Annotated in this window: 22 protein-coding genes; all 22 read left to right on the top strand. The window is 44.9% G+C overall.

The genetic code is table 11. From position 1 onward, the window contains the following. Positions 1-1,188, top strand: a 1,188-nt coding sequence (locus POTG_RS13210) for a helicase-related protein (protein ID WP_083791502.1), incomplete at its 5' end; no start/stop codon positions are given. A 1-nt stretch (position 1,189) separates the two neighbouring features. Beyond that, complete coding sequence (locus POTG_RS13215) at positions 1,190-2,431, top strand: ComF family protein (protein WP_050769759.1); 1,242 nt, start codon at positions 1,190-1,192, stop codon at positions 2,429-2,431. Between the two features lie 117 nt (positions 2,432-2,548). Continuing rightward, positions 2,549-2,968 carry a TIGR03826 family flagellar region protein gene (locus tag POTG_RS13220; RefSeq protein WP_036645386.1) on the top strand — a complete coding sequence of 140 codons (420 nt, stop codon included), beginning with the start codon at positions 2,549-2,551 and terminating at the stop codon, positions 2,966-2,968. Between the two features lie 130 nt (positions 2,969-3,098). After that, positions 3,099-3,386 carry a flagellar biosynthesis anti-sigma factor FlgM gene (flgM, locus tag POTG_RS13225; RefSeq protein ID WP_009225335.1) on the top strand — a complete coding sequence of 96 codons (288 nt, stop codon included), beginning with the start codon at positions 3,099-3,101 and terminating at the stop codon, positions 3,384-3,386. 9 nt (positions 3,387-3,395) lie between these two features. Beyond that, positions 3,396-3,896, top strand: a complete 501-nt coding sequence (locus POTG_RS13230; RefSeq protein ID WP_009225336.1) for a flagellar protein FlgN — start codon at positions 3,396-3,398, stop codon at positions 3,894-3,896. A gap of 29 nt (positions 3,897-3,925) precedes the next feature. Next, a complete protein-coding gene (gene flgK / locus POTG_RS13235; RefSeq protein ID WP_009225337.1) occupies positions 3,926-5,497 on the top strand; it encodes a flagellar hook-associated protein FlgK in 1,572 nt (523 codons plus the stop codon). 41 nt (positions 5,498-5,538) lie between these two features. After that, entirely contained in the window at positions 5,539-6,429 is an 891-nt protein-coding gene (gene flgL / locus POTG_RS13240) for a flagellar hook-associated protein FlgL (protein ID WP_009225338.1), read from the top strand. Positions 6,430-6,453: 24 nt separating this feature from the next. Next, on the top strand, positions 6,454-6,852 hold the full coding sequence (locus POTG_RS13245; protein ID WP_009225339.1) for a DUF6470 family protein: 399 nt from the start codon (positions 6,454-6,456) through the stop codon (positions 6,850-6,852). Beyond that, complete coding sequence (fliW, locus tag POTG_RS13250; RefSeq protein WP_009225340.1) at positions 6,849-7,274, top strand: flagellar assembly protein FliW; 426 nt, start codon at positions 6,849-6,851, stop codon at positions 7,272-7,274. Before POTG_RS13245 ends, fliW begins: the two co-directional genes overlap by 4 nt. Beyond that, on the top strand, positions 7,274-7,513 hold the full coding sequence (gene csrA / locus POTG_RS13255; RefSeq protein ID WP_009225341.1) for a carbon storage regulator CsrA: 240 nt from the start codon (positions 7,274-7,276) through the stop codon (positions 7,511-7,513). Before fliW ends, csrA begins: the two co-directional genes overlap by 1 nt. Before the next feature lie 22 nt (positions 7,514-7,535). After that, a complete protein-coding gene (locus POTG_RS13260) occupies positions 7,536-7,898 on the top strand; it encodes a flagellar protein FlaG (RefSeq protein WP_050769760.1) in 363 nt (120 codons plus the stop codon). A gap of 23 nt (positions 7,899-7,921) precedes the next feature. After that, positions 7,922-9,322, top strand: coding sequence for a flagellar filament capping protein FliD (gene fliD / locus POTG_RS13265; protein ID WP_009225343.1), 1,401 nt, complete (start codon positions 7,922-7,924; stop codon positions 9,320-9,322). A gap of 25 nt (positions 9,323-9,347) precedes the next feature. Continuing rightward, positions 9,348-9,737, top strand: a complete 390-nt coding sequence (fliS, locus tag POTG_RS13270) for a flagellar export chaperone FliS (RefSeq protein WP_009225344.1) — start codon at positions 9,348-9,350, stop codon at positions 9,735-9,737. After that, positions 9,730-10,134 (top strand): hypothetical protein, encoded by a 405-nt coding sequence (locus POTG_RS13275; protein WP_009225345.1) that lies wholly within the window; start codon positions 9,730-9,732, stop codon positions 10,132-10,134. Before fliS ends, POTG_RS13275 begins: the two co-directional genes overlap by 8 nt. A gap of 97 nt (positions 10,135-10,231) precedes the next feature. Then, entirely contained in the window at positions 10,232-11,047 is an 816-nt protein-coding gene (locus tag POTG_RS13280; protein WP_009225346.1) for a flagellin N-terminal helical domain-containing protein, read from the top strand. 125 nt (positions 11,048-11,172) lie between these two features. Beyond that, positions 11,173-11,769: a hypothetical protein gene (locus POTG_RS13285; RefSeq protein WP_009225347.1), complete on the top strand. Its 597-nt coding sequence runs from the start codon at positions 11,173-11,175 to the stop codon at positions 11,767-11,769. Between the two features lie 2 nt (positions 11,770-11,771). Continuing rightward, positions 11,772-13,652, top strand: coding sequence for a motility associated factor glycosyltransferase family protein (locus tag POTG_RS13290; protein WP_036645342.1), 1,881 nt, complete (start codon positions 11,772-11,774; stop codon positions 13,650-13,652). After that, positions 13,649-14,653, top strand: coding sequence for a UDP-N-acetylglucosamine 4,6-dehydratase family protein (locus POTG_RS13295; RefSeq protein WP_009225349.1), 1,005 nt, complete (start codon positions 13,649-13,651; stop codon positions 14,651-14,653). Before POTG_RS13290 ends, POTG_RS13295 begins: the two co-directional genes overlap by 4 nt. 336 nt (positions 14,654-14,989) lie before the next feature. Continuing rightward, entirely contained in the window at positions 14,990-15,658 is a 669-nt protein-coding gene (locus POTG_RS25160; protein ID WP_009225350.1) for a CatB-related O-acetyltransferase, read from the top strand. 21 nt (positions 15,659-15,679) lie between these two features. After that, entirely contained in the window at positions 15,680-17,089 is a 1,410-nt protein-coding gene (locus POTG_RS13305; RefSeq protein ID WP_009225351.1) for a CDP-glycerol glycerophosphotransferase family protein, read from the top strand. A 307-nt stretch (positions 17,090-17,396) separates the two neighbouring features. Then, positions 17,397-18,668 (top strand): glycosyltransferase family 2 protein, encoded by a 1,272-nt coding sequence (locus tag POTG_RS13310; protein WP_157273443.1) that lies wholly within the window; start codon positions 17,397-17,399, stop codon positions 18,666-18,668. Between the two features lie 10 nt (positions 18,669-18,678). Beyond that, positions 18,679-19,365 carry a phosphocholine cytidylyltransferase family protein gene (locus POTG_RS13315; RefSeq protein WP_009225353.1) on the top strand — a complete coding sequence of 229 codons (687 nt, stop codon included), beginning with the start codon at positions 18,679-18,681 and terminating at the stop codon, positions 19,363-19,365. The last annotated feature ends 67 nt before the right edge of the window (positions 19,366-19,432 follow it).

A 19,432-nucleotide genomic window follows, 5' to 3' on the forward strand; every position in this document is an offset into this window, starting at 1 on the left:
GGGTCCCTGCTGGACCGGTGGGGGCTGAGCCCCGCCCAGCGCAGCGCGGCAGGGCAGGCGCTGCGCTTCCTGGCGCAAGCGCAGGAAGCTGCTGCGCAGCGGCCAGGGGCAGCAACGGCTCACGGAAGGCCGGCTCTCTCCCTGGTCTTGCGGCGCTCCCTCTCGCGCCAGATGGAAACCGAGCCACGACCGCCGCGCTTCCTGCTTTGGGCCGTAACCGGCGCCGGCAAAACCGAAATGATCTTCCCGCTGCTGCGCTATGCATTGGATAGCGGCGGCCGGGTGCTGGTGGCGACGCCGCGCCGTGATGTCGTGCTGGAGTTGGCGCCGCGGGTGGCGAAGGCGTTCCCTGAGGAGCCGATGGCTGTCTTGTATGGAGGAAGCCCGCAGCGATGGGAGGAAGCTCGGTTGATATTGGCTACAACCCATCAGCTGATGCGGTTTTACCAGGCGTTTGATTTGGTCGTGATCGACGAGCTGGATGCATTCCCTTATCACAATGACCCAATGTTAAATTTTGCGGCGGAGGCCGCTTGCAAACCGGAAGGCCGCTTTATATTCCTGTCAGCAACGCCGCCCGCGCGAATGCGGAGAGAGATCCGGGCGGGCCGGCTGCCACACGCTAAAGTGCCGGCAAGATATCACGGCTACCCGTTACCGGTTCCTGAAAGAATCGCCATGGCGAGCGTGGAGGTTTGCCTCCTTCGCCGCTTTTTGCCCCCTGCTCTGCTTCACCCTCTGCAGCATTCCGTTCAGCGCGGGGCGCAGATCTTTATCTTCGTCACCCGAATTCGCCAGATTGCGGCTTTTACCGAACTTTTACGCACTTATTTTCCTGGGCTCCCCATTGAGGGGACCTCTTCCATAGATCCGGACCGGAGCGAGAAAGTGCTCGCCTTCCGGGAAGGACGAATTCGCATGCTGGTGACGACAACGATACTAGAGCGCGGCGTCACCGTACCCAAAAGCGATGTATACATAGTGGATGCGGACAGCGATTTGTTTGATGAAGCCTCTTTGGTCCAAATGGCAGGGAGAGCTGGCCGCTCCAAGGACGATCCGAACGGGAAGGTTGTGTTTGCCGCACCGGCGTGGACCAAGTCGCAGCGTGACGCGATTCGGCAAATCCGAATGATGAACGCGGCTGCTTACAAAAACGGCTTTATAAAGGTAAAGGAGGTTCAATAATATGATGAAGTCATCCCAGAGTGTTGCAAGCGGCGGGTTCCGGATGCGGAGCCGAAATTGGAGTCGCGTGAAAACATCCCCATGTCCTAAGCGAAATCCTTATGAGCGGCTAGGGGGCAAAGCTTGCCTTGAACAGGCGAACGGAGAAGCTTTTGCTGCGACGAGGAAGGTCTCGGAAACGGCGAATGGAGTCCATTCTGCGGATGACTTCACCTCGAACTCCTTGTCCTCGGGGACGGGCTGGCTTCATGAGGGACGCACTTTTTCCTGGACGGGCTTGCTTTCTCCGCTGCAGCAATTGCTTGCACCGCCCGCGATTCCCTGCTTAACCTGCGGCAAAACAATTTCCGAACGCGTCCGAGGTTACCCGGAAATATGCTTGTCCTGCTATCTCTCGATCCCCTGGATCAAAAGCCCCCGCTGCCGAATCTGCGGCCGGCCGATGGGCTGCCCGGACTGCACCCGGACGGGACAAGCGCCCCGCAGTTTTGTCATGAACCGAAGCGCGGTTATATATAGCCCATTAATGCGGGAGTGGCTTGCCCAATACAAGTATCGGGGCAATGAAGCGTATGGTACGGTTCTTGCCCGGATGACGGGAATGGCGTATCGGCGTATGGTCAAAGAAATCAACGAAGCCGTTTCAACTGGTAACCGCAATGGGATCCCTTTCCGGTTCCATGCCGTGACGGCTGTACCGGTCAGCCACAACCGCATGCAGGAACGGGGGTTCAATCAAGCGGCCCGGCTGGCCTACGGCGCTGCGTCCGCTGGGCGTATTCCTTTGCTGAACCTGCTGGAACGCACCCGTCATACCGAGAAGCAAAGCTTTAAGACCCGCTGGGAACGTCTGCATGATTTGCATGATGCATTTCAACTTACCGCCCACGCTGCGGACAAGTTGTTGGCTGCAGTAAACGAGGTCAAATCGAATCGAAACTCAACTTCTTCCTGGGCGTCATCTTGGTTTGGCGCGGTTTCATGGGATGATTCCTATCCGCCAAGGTTACAAACTATGCCGCAAGTTGCAGAGAAGAAACTCCCGCGTTTTCAAGCGGCAGGACTAGATCCTTTTTCCCGAACTCTAACTGAACCTTCACCCGAGCCGATACGTATTCTTCTCGTCGATGATGTCTATACGACGGGGAGTACGTTGGAGGCCTGCTCTCGTGTATTGCACGAATTGGGGGGACAAATCGGGAAACGGATCGAAATTTATTGCTTGACCTGGGCACGTTCCTAACCCTAAATTTTTACAAAATTCTTCAAAATTGTTGATAAAGTTATAGACGAATGACCTAGTCATAAGGTAATCTAACATCAAATGATGTTTTCAAGAAAGGACTGTAAGCGCATGGGGATGGAGCTTGGAAATTGTCCACGCTGCGGGAAACTGTTTGCTAAAAATTTCAGAGACATTTGTCCTTCTTGCATTAAAGATATTGAAGCAGAGTACGAGAAGTGCCTGAAGTATCTGCGTGAGGAGAAGTCTGCGACGATCCAAGAGGTTCATGAAGCGACGGGCGTATCCATTCGGCAAATTACCAAGTTCATCAAAGAGGGGCGCATTTCGATCGCCAATAACCCAAATATGATGTATCCTTGCGAAGTGTGCGGTGTCTTGATTCGTGACGGGAATATGTGCGATTCATGCCGTGCCCGGCTGACTCGGGATTTGAACTCCGCCCTGAAAGAGGACACTTCCAGAAGAAACGAATCGGGAGAAAAGAGCGGAAGTGGGGCTTACAGCGCCATCGACAAATTCCGTAGTCCCCAATGACTAAAACCGTGATTCTTTGGCATAATATTCTTAAACATCCAATGCTTCGCTATTAAAAATAATTTCAGTGCCGCCGATAAACTTAGTAAAGATTATCGGCTTTTTCTATTTGGAAGGAAGGTGAAGCCCTATGAAAATCAATGAAACTGGACGGGTTGGAGCCATCAATAACTATCAACGCCAGATTGATTCGCAACGTAAAGATACAGATAACAAAGCTCGCCGCAAGGATGAGGTCTCGATTTCGGCGGAAGCCAAGGAACTCTTGAAAGCGCAGGAGGTCGGAATCGATCCCGAGCGGGCCGAGCGGATTGAAGAGTTAAAGGCGCAAGTTTCCGCAGGAACCTATCAGGTGGAAGCACGCAAGCTCGCCGACAAGCTTGTCCCTTACTTCAAGTCTTTTCTGAACGAGAAATAGGAGGTTAGTATGTCAGTTCAGCCACTCATCGAAATTCTGAAGCAGATGGATGATCTTCACGCCGAATTGCTTGAAGTCATGGAATTGAAGAAGCAATCCATATTAGGGCGAAGTTATGAAGAACTGGTTCGCGTGATGTCCCGAGAATCGAAATTGGTGAAGGCCATCGAAGAACAGGAAAAACAACTGTTTGCATCCGCACAGACTTTCCTGCAAAGCAAAGGCATCCGATCTCAGCTGGAATTAACGGTATCGGAGCTTCTCCGGCTCGTGTTTGATCCGGAAGAGAAGCGTATGCTGGATGAGGCTAGACGGAAGCTTGGTGAGCGCCTGATGGAACTGAAACGGGTAAACGATCTGAATCAGCAACTAATTCAACAATCGCTCTCTTTTATTGATTTCTCCTTGAATTTGATGATTGGCGGCGAAGACGAAGGCACGACGTACTCCCCTCCATTGGCTCAAGATAAGAAAGCATCGGCAAGAAGCATGTTTGATACGAAGGCATAATCATTCGCAAGGGTAAAGGGGAATAAAAGATGACCTCTACTTTTCATGGGATAGAAACGAGTAAACGAGCGCTTTTTGTAAATACGGTGTCCATGCAGACGCTGGGGCATAACATTGCCAACGCGAACACCGAAGGATATACACGCCAACGGGTGAATCTGACGGAAGCCAATCCGATTTGGGCAATGGGCATGACGAAAAGTGCACAGCCTGGACAATTGGGGACCGGGGTTGAGTATACGAGCATTACGCGGGTGAGAGACACTTTCTTGGACACGCAATTCCGTCGGGAAAATCAGATGCTCGGGTCATGGGAAGTTCTTAATTCGAGCATGACCGCGATTCAAAATATCATTAATGAACCTTCAGGTAACGGGCTTAGCGCTGTTATGGACGATTTCTGGAATTCGTGGGAGACCTTGAACCGGGATCCTTCCTTGCTGAGTGCCCGCGTAGCTGTCGCTGGCGCGGCCAGTAACTTGGTCGATACGTTAAAGCATATTAGTGAATCCTTGAACAACTTGAGAAATGATATAAACACGAATATCGATAAGAAAGTGCTGGAGGCCAACAATATTCTCGATAATATTGCTCGGCTGAACGTGCTGATCCGCGACAATGAGAGCTTTGGGGATCATGCCAACGATTATCGTGACCAGCGGGATTTGCTGTTGGATCAATTGTCGACGATTGTGGATGTTCAATACACCGAAGACGAGAATGGGATGGTGAACATCACCTCGGCGGGGGTTAACGTACTGACGGGTGACACTGTTACGCCGCTGACCGCAGCTAATGCGAACACAGCTACGGCGGGACAATTAAACGGATATGTCAAATCCCTGCAGGAGACGGACTTGATCCGCAACCAATTAAATGGTTTAGTCAGCACCCTGGTGACTGGGGATATCAAAGTTACCTTAAGCAACGGATACGTTACGTCCTCAGATATTGTAGCGTTAAATGATGTTACAGTTGATGGGATGGGCACCGTAGCCGCAGGTACGGTGATCCCGGCCGGCTCCAAGATTACTTCTTCCATGGATGTCATGGTCAAAGGGTTTAATGGATTACATCAACTGGGCTACTCCTTAACGAAGCCAAGCTCTACTGGAATTCCTTTCTTTGTATCCGACAGTGGAACGTTCTCCATTGATGATATTAAAGTCAATCCCGACATTCTAGCAGATACGAATAAAATAGCGGCTTCCTCGCAATACGAGGTGATCAACGGCGTAAATACGACGATTCGGGGGAACAGCGACATTGCGAATGCGATCGCGGGCTTAAGAGATGCGATCTTCAAGTTCCCTGACGCGCTCACCTCGCTTTCCGAGGGTACGACGGACGACTACTTCCGGGCTTTAACGGCCGATCTGGGGATCCGGGCCAGCAATACCGAGCGCAATTATGAGAACGAACGAACGATGACTGACAATTTACAAATTTTGCGTCAATCCGTAAGTGGGGTTTCCATGGACGAAGAATTGGCCGATATGATTCGCTTCCAGCAAGCTTATAATGCAGCGGCCCGGAATATGACGGTGGTGGACGAGATGTTGGATCGCGTCATCAATTCGATGGGACGCGTCGGACTATAGTCCCGATAACGGTCTAAGGTGAGAATGAGGAGGTTCGACCAATGCGAGTAACAGGCATGATGCAGAACTTGCAGCTGCTTAAGAATTTACGGAATATCAATTCATCGCTGACGACCGGCCAACAACAGCTGGCCACTGGCCAGAAAATCAGCAAACCCAGCGATGACCCCATCGGCGTCGGTTATCAGATGCGATACGATACGGATTTGGCGCGGAGCGAGGAGTTCCTGCTGAATGCACAGACCGGGACGGAAATCCTGAAAACGATGGATTCTTTGTTTCAGCAAGCGAGTGATGTGTTGAAACGCGCCCGGACCTTGGCGCTTCAAGGTGCCAACGGGACATTGGATAACCAGCAGCGCAGGACGATTGCTTCTGAGATCAGACAGCTCTATGAGCAGATGGTTACGATTGGGAACAGCACCTTTAACGGTAGATATCTTTTTAACGGACAGAAAACGGATCAAGCCCCTTATACTGTGGGCGGGGCTGCTTCTGCAACAACCGATCCTGGCTTGTTTTATCTTAACGTTAGCCCATCGGTGAAGATCCCCGTTAGTATTACGGGTGAAGTTGTGTTTGGAAATGCCAACACCCCGGATAATGTCTTTCAAGTGCTAAATGATTTAGCAACAGCGCTTGAGGGGGACGACGTTGACGGCATTCAAGATAGCGTGAATCGAATTGATGCTTCCGTAGACCGTTTGAATGTAAGCTGGGCCGAAGTCGGGGCCCGCATGAACCGCTTTGATCTAATGATCAACCGGATTCAAGATGATCAAGTGAGCTTGCGGGAGCAACGTTCGAATGTGGCTGATGTTGATTTTGCGGAAGCGATCACGGACCTGAAAATGAAGGAAAATGTTCTGCAGGCTGCTTTATCGACAGGTGCGAGAATTATGCAAATCTCGTTGGTAGACTTTTTAAGATAAAGATTTACCTTTAGGGGGGATAACATGAGAGCGATCGGTTCCGATTTGCCAGCCGATTGGGGGAAGTACAGGCCGGCGGAACTTACGATTCACCTAACCCCGCCTGAAATGGAGGCGGACTGGACCGGCGTATATGAAGATTTGGGGCTTAAACGCCCCAGTTCCTTATTAAAGGAGCTGAATCAAGAGAATCAACGCGCCATCCTGGAGAACATTTCGTCAAAGGCGAGGGAAGGCGACCGAATCGCACGGATTCAATCGGGCGAGAAGAATGTGTTTGGGCAAATCGCTTTTGAACGGTATATGCGAAACGGCCAAAAGGAACTGACGATCGACGCTCTTCCCAAGCATGGCGTTGTGATCGACTTTCGAATTTATCCCCCCGAAATCCATGTTAATCCGAGAGGAGCTCTTCCTAAATGATGCAAATCCAAAGTCAAGCATACGGATTGCTTGAAGTCGAAGAAGAGCAAATATATTCGTTCGAACCAGGCATATTGGGGTTAACGGAAATTAAGCAGTACGCTTTGTTTCCAATGAAGGATACCCCATTCTATGTATTGCATGCTTTGCAAGATCAAGTGAGCTTTATTCTGCTTCCCTCCCATGAAGTTGTTGAAAACTACAGTTTCCGCATCCCGGAGGACATCATTAGTTTAATGGAAATTTCGTCGCCTGAGGATGTAGGCGTGATGTTGATTGTCAACATTCAAGAGGAGAACCTGTATGTCAACTTGATGGCCCCTGTTTTGTTGGCCCCTCACTCCAGAAAGGGATGCCAGTATGTGATTAAAGATCAAGAATTCCCGATTCGTCACCCTCTTCAAGTTAAGGAGGGGAAGTAATGCTGGTTCTCAGAAGAAAAGTCGGAGAAACGGTTATGATCGGGGATGAAATTCAAATCCAAATTTTAGGCATCGAAGGGGATCAAATCAAAATAGGCTTTTTAGCCCCTAAAGAGGTATCGATCCTAAGGAAGGAACTATACCAGGGGATCGTCGCTGAAAATTTGGCAGCGAAGGAGCAAACCAGTCACCTGCAGCAAGAGCAAATCCTGAACCTGCTGAAAAATTTTAAAATGTGAATTTTGAAAGTAGGTGGGCTCTATGAATATCAACCGAACGGAGTTTAATTTACAAGACACCAAGAGATTTAGCGAGATGGGAATCGCCAAGGCATCACCTTCTTTGGCCCAAAATAGTGCTAACATTCAAGATCAACGGGCAAAGTCGATTTCGGAAGAACAACAAGAAAAAATGATGGAACAAGTCAAAAAGCTTAACGAGTCTATTGCTTCTTCTGGCAAAGAACTTAAGTTTAAGTACAATGAAGAGGCGGAACAGCTGTATGTTGAGGTGCTTGATGCCAAAACGAAAGAGGTTGTCACCAGCCTGCCTCCGGAATTTCTAATCGACTTGTCGATTAAGATGAAAGAAATGATCGGCATGTTTATGGACGAGAAAATATAGGTTAGCGGGAAGGAGAGCTTATCATGGGAGTAAGTTTAACGGGTTTGGCTTCCGGTTTGGATACATCTACGCTGATTACTCAGTTGATGAATCTGGAGAAAGTTCCTTACACCAATTTGGAGTCTAAGAAAACTGCGATATCCAACAATAAAACGATTTTTAACAACATTAATTTAAAGCTCAAAACGTTGCGGGATGCAGCCACAGCGCTCTCCGACCTTGGTGCATTTAATGTCAGCAGCGCGACGAGCTCTGATTCAACCAAGTTGACGGCTACCGGCGGCGAAAACGCCATTAACGGGAGTTATTCCGTGAAGGTTATCCAACTGGCGAAGCAACAGGTGAATGCAACCGCCGGGATGCAGGTTACCGATGCCAATGGAGAAGATATTGAATTTACTTCGGCCGCTTTGGCGGAGGCCAAGTCGATCAAGATTGGCGGCCAATCGATTACGTTAAATGATGACGACTTCACTGGGAAGACATACAGCGAAGCGCTGTCCCTCATTGCTAGTCAAATTAATAAGCAATTCGGGGATGTTCAAGCTTCGGTTGTTCAAAGATCAGAAGGAGTCAAGAGCCTGGTGATTTCCGCTAAAGAAACCGGTAAAACGGTCGATATCAGCGGTACTGGAAGCTTTAAAATGTGGGAGAAAGTTGCTGCCCAACCGGCCATTTTGGAAGTCAATAACCTAAGTGTAACGAGTACGAGTAATACAGTAGCCAACGCCATTCCCGGTGTAACCTTGCAATTACTGGCAGAGAACAGCACCGTAAATGTCGAAGTGAAGCAAGACACGGATAAGTTGGCATCGAAGGTTGACGATTTTGTTAAAGCGTACAACGATGTAGTCAAATTGATTCGCGAAAATACGAAGAAAATTGAAAATACGAAAGGCTCGGATGGCTCCTATACCAATTTCAAAACGAATTTGCAAGGAGATTCGACCCTTCGAGATCTTCAAAGTGAATTGTATGATATCGTGAACAGTGTAGTAGGGAGCAGCGACAATTTAAAGCTATTAAGCGATATTGGCTTGGAAATCGATAAAGGGGTCACTTCCGCCTCCTTAATGACTGGCGAACTTAGCTTTGATAAGGATAAATTCAAGAAAAAGCTAGCTGAAAACCCTGAAGCTGTCGCCGAGTTGTTTCAAGGTGAGAATGGATTGGGGACTCTAGCCAAGGATCGTCTGTATGGTTGGACGAGTACGAATGGCCTTATTGCGATGCGAATCCAGGGATTGCAGAGCGATATCGATTTTATTACCGATCAGATGGAAAGCATGAATGAGAGACTCAAGCTTAAAGAGGAAGCTCTGAATAAGCAATTCTCGCAGCTTGAGGTAGCTCTGTCCAATTTACAAAACCAGCAAAGCTGGTTAGCGGGGCAACTAAATTCGCTCATGTCTTCTTCATATTAAGCTTCCTATAGGAGATGAATGCTTTATGGCTTCTCAAAATATTTCCGCCTATCAGAGTTATCAGAAAAACAAATATGAGACAGCCTCCCCGCACCGTCTGATTCTCATGCTCTACAATGGGGCCGTGCAATATGCAATGCGTGCTCAGAGGGCGATTCAAAGTGGCGACGTTAAAGAGACTAACCAATATATTCAGAAAACCCAAGCCATTCTATACGAGTTAATCAGCTCTCTGAACGAGAAAGAAGGAGGAGAACTGGCTCGTAACTTAAAAAATCTCTATTTATATATTATCGATCGCCTGATTCAAGCGAATATCAAAAAAAATCCGGATTACATCGAAGAAATCATTGGACATTTAAACGAGTTGAAGTCGGCATGGGAGCAAATCGGTAAGGAGGTCAGCCTTGGGTAGGAACGGAGTTTCAGATCAGGCGGGAAGACGGGAATTGTACGAGGAACTGCTTGCTTGCACCAATGCGCAGTGCGATTTGCTGTCATCGGGCGATTCATGGGAGCATATCGCTGACTCTTTTTTGCAATTGTCCGCCCGGTGGGATGAAATTCGTGCTCAAATTGATCGCTTGAAACAACCGGAGCCCGAGGAGTTAAAGGATTCGGACGGCTACCTTCAAGATTTGATTAGGAGAATCGCTGCTGGCTTAAGAGAGGTTGATCACAAGCTGCAGCACAGCGTTGGTGAAGCGGGAACTGGCTTGAAGACGGTCAAGGATCAGAAGAAGCTGATGAATGCGTACTACGGCATGGACCGCAGGGGGAATCATGCCCTCTATTTCGATGAGAAAAAATAATTTTTTTAGGTATAAAGTTGTATTTCTTACCTGCCGATATAATGATTAGGCCACAAGGATGTAGCCAATACAAACCAATCATGGAGGATGATTTAAGATGGGAATGTTTATTAACACCAACGTTGGCGCGTTGAACGCTAACCGCAACCTGAACTTCAACAACACGCAAATGGGCAAGACAATGGAAAAATTGTCTTCCGGTTACCGGATCAACCGTGCTGCGGACGATGCTGCTGGCTTGGCAATCTCCGAGAAAATGCGTTTCCAAATCAACGGTTTGACGCAAGCGCAACGCAACGCTCAAGACGGTATCTCCTTGATCCAAACGGCTGAGGGTGCTTTGACTGAAGTACACTCCATGCTGCAACGGATCAACACGCTGGCTAACCAAGCAGCAAACGGAACTTATGATGCTACGGACCGTGCGAAGATCCAATTGGAAGTTGACGAACTGATTGGTGAAATCAGTAACATCGCTGCTACAGTTAACTTCAATGGTATTAGCCTGTTGAAGAGTGGCGGCAGCGTAACTTTCCAAATTGGTTCCGATGCTAATACGGAAATTTCCGTAAGCTTGTCTGGTATGAAACCTAGCGACTTGGGTATTGGTAACTTGAGCGTTGGGACAGCCTCTGCGGCAAATGCGACAATTGCTGCAATTAAGAGTGCGATCAGCCAAGTGTCCACGCAACGTGCAACGTTTGGTGCCGTGCAAAACCGTCTGGAACATACGGTTAACAACCTGGGCGTTATGGTTGAGAACCTGTCTGCTTCCGAATCTCGGATTCGCGACGCTGATATGGCTACAGAAATGACGGCGTTCACGAAGAACCAAATTCTTGTACAAGCTGGTACTGCAATGCTGGCTCAAGCCAACTCTGCACCTCAAGCAGTATTGCGTCTGTTGGGCTAATTATCAGAAGAATCATAAAAGGCTCCCATTATTTGGGGGCCTTTTGCCTTTTATTCTCTATACATTCCCTCCGGCTTTTATCCGATATACTAGGTATATTAGATTACAGGTGAGGACGTGGCAAAATGAAAGTGGCCGTAGACGGGCAACAGGTAGATTGGATCGAGAATAACCTTGATGAGATTGAACAATGGTGGAAAAGCTCCACTAGTCGAATCTATCAGGATCAGAGACTGATTCACTTTGTTGAAGTGAACGGAAAGGCGATTTATGAGGCCTATGAATTATATATCGTACAGAATATTCAAGAAGTCAAAGAGGTGAATATCCATACGCTTTCGGCGATGGAGAGCATTCAAGACACGGAACAAGCTCTTGACGAATATTTGGAGAGATTTGTGCCGGGGGCATTAGACGTAGCTGATCAATTGTATGGTGGACTGACACTCGAAAACCAGCCACTTTTTGGACAATTGCTGGAGGGATTTCAGTGGATTGTGAAGTCTATGCAATTTGACCGTGAATTGTATGCCATGGCTGAGTATCATGCGAGTCCGGATTTCCTAACGTCTACGTTGAGTACATTAGAGAAGCTTCTGCAAGAAATCATGGAAGCCGTTGAAAACAATGACTTTACTGGCGTAAGTGATTTACTGCAATATGAAGTGGTGCCTGCACTGCAACAATTCCAAAACCGCAATAAAATGAGTGGATTATCGTGAATATGTTTGAACAGAATCTGATCTATCTTAAGGAAATGTACCCCAATCTGTTGAATGCCGTTTTAAACGACGCAATGGATGCCTCATATGAAGTAGTCCCAACTGCAAACGGGATGCCCAATTTGAAAGTACAAAGGGGCGAGACAGTAAATTACTTACACAGTAAATATGATCCGGAGATCGAAGCTGAGAAGTGGATAACGAATTTGTCAAACAACGGCACCCTTACGGATCAGGTTCTTCTGTTTGGGATCGGCATGGGATATTTTCTTGAGGCGCTGCTTGGAAGTCAGGAGGTCAAGCGGATTACCGTTCTTGAACCGGATGTCCAAGCATTTAATGCATTGCTTCGTCATCGAAATCTCCAAACTTTACTCTCTGATGACAAAATCAAATTGATGGCAGTAGGTGACCATGAACTGATCCTGGCGGAACTCGCAGAGACGATCACCAAAACGATGTCAGGGGAACTTTCTATCGTTGCTCCACCTGTTTACCAGCGGCTGCACCCAGATAAGTTAAAGTCGTTAAGAGAAAAAGTCCAGGAATCTGTCATTAATGATTTATCGAATAACCAAACTTTTGAGAAGTTCCAGAAAACCTGGCTTGAGAATATACTCCGTAATATTCCGTTTACTGTAAAGTACCCATCAGTATTATCGCTCAAAAATGTCCTGAAAGGCGGAAATGTCGTTATCGTTGGTTCGGGACCTTCGCTTGAAATCGACGTGCATTATCTGAAGGATTTAAAGAAGAAGTGTTTTATTATTGCAGCAGGATCCAGTATTCAAGCGCTTCAGCATTTTGAAATTGATCCGGATCTGGTCGTAACGATGGACGGCGGTCGTGCGAACTCATTGGTTTTTCGCAGGGTAGATAGTACGAGATCTCCGCTTGTGTTTATTACACAGACTTATTTTGAAGTGCTTGATTCTTATCACAACGATTTGGCTTTTGCCACCTTTGTAGAAGACCCGGTAAGCGAGTATCTTTACAGGGATCAAGGGGTGCCGAGATTTCGAGCGACAGCTTCGGTAACGGGAACAGCTTTACAATTGGCCAATTATTTGGGTGCTAAACAGATTATCATGATTGGTCAAGATCTGTCTTATCCCGAAGGAAAGTTTTATAGCGCAGGGGTAAATCACCTGTCTGAGGCGACGAAAAGTAACGCTCTGAAAGTGGCCAATGACTGGGTTGACAACGTGCATGGTGGGAAAAATCGCAGTACCCCAGTGATGACCCTCACAAGGAAAAATATCGAGATGAACATCAAAGCGCTGGAACTGAAAGGGATTAGGGTCATTAACTCTTCACGTGGTGGGGCGGTAATCGAAGGAACTGACTGGATCCCGATGGATGTTATATCCAAGGAAATGATGGGATTACCAGACATGGATCTGGATATTCGTCAGCTGATGCAAGCCAGAACGGAATCGGAACAATGGGAACTTCTACAATCTATGATGGATAAGCTTAGACGAATCTTGCAGGAAGCTGAGAAATTAGAAAAACTGCTTCGAGATCTTCGCAAAGAGGTTCAAAAACTGGAAAGAGAGCGAAACTATCGAAATCTTAATTCCGTCAGTCGGGGGCTAGTTAGAGTAAATGAGCGTTGGCAAGTCATTACTGCCAATGAGAGTTTCTTATTTTATTCATTCGGCACGTCTCATTTTGTAAATAGCTATATGAAGCATGTTCCAGCGATTGTCGAGGCCCAAAATCCCTTGGCGAAAGCAGAACTGATTGTCGCCCATTTAGGCGAACTGGTGGATCAACTTCTAGCCTTTGGACCTGAACTGAAAAGCTTGCTAAGCGACTCTATTGAACGATTGGAGACGCTGGCTGGAGACTTGAACGGCATTACTGGGAGGATCGAATGAATAAGATGTATGAAGGAAAGAAGATACTTATTACCGGCGGCACAGGAACGATCGGATCGCATCTAACAAGAAGATTACTGGAAGAAAAGCCGGCGGTTATTCGTATTTTTAGCCGCGACGAATACAAGCAGTTTGAGATGGGACAGGAGTTACAAGAATATGCGGGGCAACTGCGTTTCTTAATCGGAGATGTACGCGATCAACAACGGTTAAGCCGAGCGATGGAAGGAATCGACTATGTATTTCACTGTGCGGCGATGAAGCATGTCCCTGCTTGTGAATATAACCCGTTCGAAGCCGTTCAAACCAATGTGATCGGCACACAAAATGTGATCCAAGCGGCTTTAGATAATAAAGTGAAGAAAGTGCTTTTTACAAGTACGGACAAAGCCATCTCGCCGACCAATGCATATGGAGCTACCAAACTGACTGCAGAACGCCTCATTTCGGCTGCGGAGTATCATAAAGGAGCCAAATCAACGGTTTTTTCCTCAGTTCGTTTTGGGAATGTGATGGGTTCCAGAGGATCAGTGATTCCTCTATTTAAGAAGCAAATTCTCGAACAACGTAAAATTACACTTACGGACCCTGATATGCTGAGATATATGATGACTCCGAGTCAAGCGATTGAATTAATCCTAGAAGCTAATAGCCTAGCTAAAGGCGGGGAGGTCTTTGTACTGAAGATGCCCATTATAAAGCTCGGTGATCTAGCAGATGTCGTAGTTGATATAGCAACACAGAATTTTAATCTAACTGAACAAGTAAAGGTAGAAATTGTTGGGGCTAGGGATGGTGAGAAGATGGTGGAAGAGCTAATGACGAAGGAAGAGATGGAAGTATCCATTGAGTCTGAAAAGATGTATATCATCCCTGGTCATCATTCTAGATTTCATAACAAAGACAAAGAAAAATCGACTCATTTAATTTTTCCTGATCAAGGTCAATGTATTAGTAAAGACCTGATAAAAGCTTGGTTGATTCAAGAAGCGTTAATCTAGTCATCATATAAAAAGATACCCTGAGATCGAAGTTCTGAAAACTCTTGTACTAATTTGTGGAGGTATTTGAAAATGAGTTGGGATGGAACGGATGCTAGGTTACTTGAGTTTTTGGACCGATACGTGGAACATAACATCAAACGTCTGCTAAATAAAAGAATTGTTGTTTTTGGTACAGGCAGTATGGCTGAGTTGACTACTATAGCATTTAGAAAAAAGAACATAGATATCGAATATTACCTTAGTAATAATGCAAAACTTGGGGAGTTGTTTTGGGGGCGGCCTGTTTACTCACCTGCAAATTTGGAGCTTGAAAATAAATCAGATCTTCTAATTATGATAGCCAGTTCATTTTATGAAGAAATCGCACATCAACTGAAATCAATGGGGTTAGAAAAGGAAATCCATTTTCATGCTTTACTTGCTCCAGACGACTCTCCCCAAAAGGATAAAATAATTAACGGTGTATCTGTTGGAAAGTATACATATGGGTATTTGAATCTATGTCATAGAGGAACCTTAATAAAAAGGATAGGTAGTTTTACTTCTATAAATTATAACGTTAAGATTGCTTACCCTAATCATCCAACTGCGCAAATAACAACACACCCTTTTATTTACGATCGGAAAACTGTTTTTAATGGTGTGGAAAAAGTTCCTGGTTTCCTGGATGACGAGGATTTAGTAATCAGAGACGAGGTGTCTCAAAATAATTCGATTGAGATCGGGAATGATGTATGGATTGGGATGGGAGTCATTATTTTACCTGGAGTTAAAATCGGTAATGGTGCAATAGTAGCTGCCGGTGCAGTGGTGTCAAAAGATGTACCAGATTATGCCGTAGTTGGTGGAGTCCCAGCAAAAGTAATTAAGTATCGATTTAACGAGAAAGAAATTGATATTTTGAATTCAATTCGTTGGTGGGATTGGCCGGAAGAGGAAATAAAAAGAAATGCTCATTACTTTACCAACCCAAATGCATTTTTTGAAAGATTTTCAAATTAGCTTTTTGAAAGAAGGATAGTTATGGAAGCAATTGTTTTTGGATCCGGGGTGACAGCCCTGACCTTCATTAATTCTTTGGACCGAGAGATAGTAAAAATAAAGTATATTATTGATAATAATCCGGAAAAACATCATACGAAAATTCAAGAGTTAACGATTTACCCAGTGGACCGGGCTAAAGCAAACGATTTTGATGTCGTCTTCCTCGCAAGCTTTCAATCCTTAAGTATGATGGCTCAATTACTGGAAATGGGAATAGCATACGACAAAATAATCCCCGTAAATCATGAAGAACATACGAGAGCTTTAAGGGAAAATTATCAAAAGGTACTGAATTCGGCTGCGAGTTCTAGGAGAGTTAGTAATAGAAAAAAAATTGCTTTAGTGAATTTGAACTACTCTAATTACCAGGGGTTAGCGCTTTTTAGATATATGCCCTTGTATATAAAAGAAAAATATGATGTTGATTTAATAGATGCTTCTAACTATGCAAAGCTATCGGAATATGATGTCATTTGTTCTTCGCACTTTGATGGCATCTATCAGGAAGGTTTTATTAATATTGAATTATGGCATGGTTTTCCGTTGAAAACAATGGGATTACTTTCTCCAAGTATCAATGACAATCAAATAAAATCACAGGACCAACGTTCTAAAAATACAGCTTTAGTTATGTCATATTCGCATCTTTACAATACTTTTTTTAATGCATGTTTTCCCTATAGGCAAAACAAATATCGAATTACAGGGATGCCGAGAAATGATTTTCTTTTTGAAGAGGACGGGAAAGAAAAACTGGAATCATTATTTGGAATATCCTTGCGTGGGTCTAATGTGATCTTCTATCTGCCTACATGGAGGGAAGGGAAGAAACGAGAGTTAGATTCGTCAATGAATTGGGATCATATCTTTGGCACTGTTGTACAGGAGGAATCATTCACTTCAATATTATCTGATACAAATTCAATTTTGTTTGTCAAATTACACCCTCATGAATATCGTGTCTATGACAAGCTGGGTGGAACAAGCAATGAAAGAATATTTTATATTACAGATGATATGCTGAGTCGTGCTCAAGTACATCTATACGAATTGCTGAATTGTGCTGACGCACTGATTACGGATTACTCATCGGTTGCTTACGATCTGCTTCTGAAGGATATTCCTTTAATCTACTACATTCCGGATGAAATTGAATATTCGAACCGCAGGGGGTTTTTGATCGAACCATACAGTCAGATGCTTCCGGGTCCGCAAGTATCAGACATTTCCATGATAGGTTTCCATCTTCATGAGTACAGCAAAAATAAGGATTATTACAGAGCAGAACGAGAAACGGTTAGAGATCTAATTTTCAAATACAAAGACAATAAGGCTTCTCAAAGAGTATGGAAGGAAATAGATTACTATATTTCTCAACAAAATAAATAAGTCCAGCGGTATGATGTCAAGCTGTTGATTTAATCGAATTGGAAACTTCCCATGCCTACGTTCATGAAACACGCTTCGAGCTCTTGCGAGCTCACATCAATACCGACAAAAAGCTTCAGATGAAATTCCTCCTTTCGCTAGGGATTCAGGGAATGGACTCCGGGATGCCTCCGGCGCACGCGCAGATCCATCACCCTCGCGTATGAGGACACACTTCGGGCCATGAGCTGCCCCGGATCCCTGATGGGATTTTCAAAAGAATAAGCTGGAAATTTGGAGTCTGTTTTCCATCCACCGGGGGATGGAAATGAACCTAAAAGAGCTTTTTAAAGATACTATACGAGGAGGTCTGGATGTGGAATTTGAGCGATACATCGAGGCCATCAAAAATGTCGAGTCTCGCAATGATGTTTCCGATCCTGTCATTTCTGTTATTGTTATAGCTTGGAAGTTTCATCCCAATACTATCAAGAGTTTTGAGAAATTAAAGAAACAAAGGCATGATGTTCCGTTCGAATTGATATTTGTCAATAACGGTGCCAATGATGAAGAACTGCAAATGCTAGTCCCTTTTGTTGATAAGTACATTTCACTTAACTATAATGTTGGGATTTGTGTAGGCAGGAACATAGGTGCTCAATATGCGAAGGCTCCGATCCTCCTCTTTCTTGATGATGATGGGATACCGGATGAGGATTTCGTGATTTCTCACTTATTATGTCACAGAAGGTTTGATGTTCTAATTGTTCGTGGTAATTCCATCCCTTTAACAGAGCATCCTTCTAACGAGCGCCCAAGTAAATACTATATAGGGAATGAATTTTTTCCGGCTATCCCTTATCTAGAGGGGAACGTTTCAATCAAAAAAGATGTTTTCTTCGAGGTTGGGGGCTGGAATGAGGAAATTACCTATGGGGGTGAGGGTAAAGAGCTTTCAATGAGAATTTTTAAGCTTTACCCCCAGAGCTTCAAACAAATGTATTCACCGATGAGCCTAATTTATCATGATAATGAAATGGATGAAGAACGTCTTGCCCAGAAGACGATCCTTATGGCTGAGTCGGATCATAAGTTGTCCATGAAATACCATGATTGGAAGACCTATGATGAGAAATGGGAAGAGTTTTATAATAAACCAGGTGCATTAGTAGAGTTGGACGAATGGAAAGCTGACTTCGAAAATCAAAAGCTGTTTAATAACATTCGCCACAAAGTGTGGGAAAGAAATAAATTTGCAGTTCAAAAATATATGAGTAATAAAGTTTTTTGGTATGATGAGGAACGAATATTAGACATATATAAAAAGTCTGAGACAAGAAATATCTGTATTTTCGGTACCGGGGTAGTCGGAGAAAAAGTGTTTCGCAGCTTGAAACGTTATAATATTCCGGTTGCTTGTTTTGTGGATAATAATCGCTCTTTGTGGGATTCAGAGAAGCAAGGTGTCCCAGTAATTAACCCCAAAAAATTGACGAAAGATAACTTTATTTTTATTGCTTCTGGCTGGAGATTGGATATTGCACAGCAACTAGAAACAATGGGTTTTATTGAAAAAGAGGATTACATAGCCATCATTTGAGGTGAAAACGATGAAGATTATTATCTTAGCAGCTGGTATTGGTTCAAGATTGGGAAAACCCCATCCGAAGTCACTAACCAAACTATCTAACGGAAAAACAATTATGCAAAATCAATTGAATGCATTTTTACATTACGTAAGTATCGATGATATTTTTATTGTTGTGGGGTTTAAGAAAGAGTTGATCATGGAGGCGGTGCCGGATGCCTCTTTTATTTACAATGATTATTTTGATACTACAAATACATCTAAAAGCTTATTAAAAGCATTAAAGAAGGTAGCAAACGAAGATGTTATTTGGGTAAATGGAGATGTCGTGTTTGATCCGGTAATCATAGGACGTATGGTCGAATATTCTGCCTCGTGTATGGCTGTTAGTACAGCAAGAGTTGGAGATGAAGAAGTAAAGTATATTACTGATTCCAATGGGCTTATCGTCAATGTTTCAAAGACTGTTGATAACCCTCAAGGTGAAGCAGTGGGAATTAATAAAGTTATTCGTGAGGATATCTCGTTATTGATCGAGACGCTTGAGCAATGTAATGATCATGATTATTTTGAAAAAGGAATTGAAGATGCTATATCCAGAGGTTTAAAGGTTCATCCGATAGATATATCCGATGTACTTTGTACGGAAATTGACTTTCCCGAGGATTTAGAATTAGTCAACAAACAGTTGGAGAATTCAATATGCTAGTAGAAAAATACCGAAAATTTAAAGCGAAATATGTGGTTAGTCAACGTCGAGAATTTGAATATGCAAT

It is taken from the genome of Paenibacillus sp. oral taxon 786 str. D14, assembly GCF_000159955.1.
Lineage (GTDB): Bacteria > Bacillota > Bacilli > Paenibacillales > Paenibacillaceae > Fontibacillus > Fontibacillus phoenicis.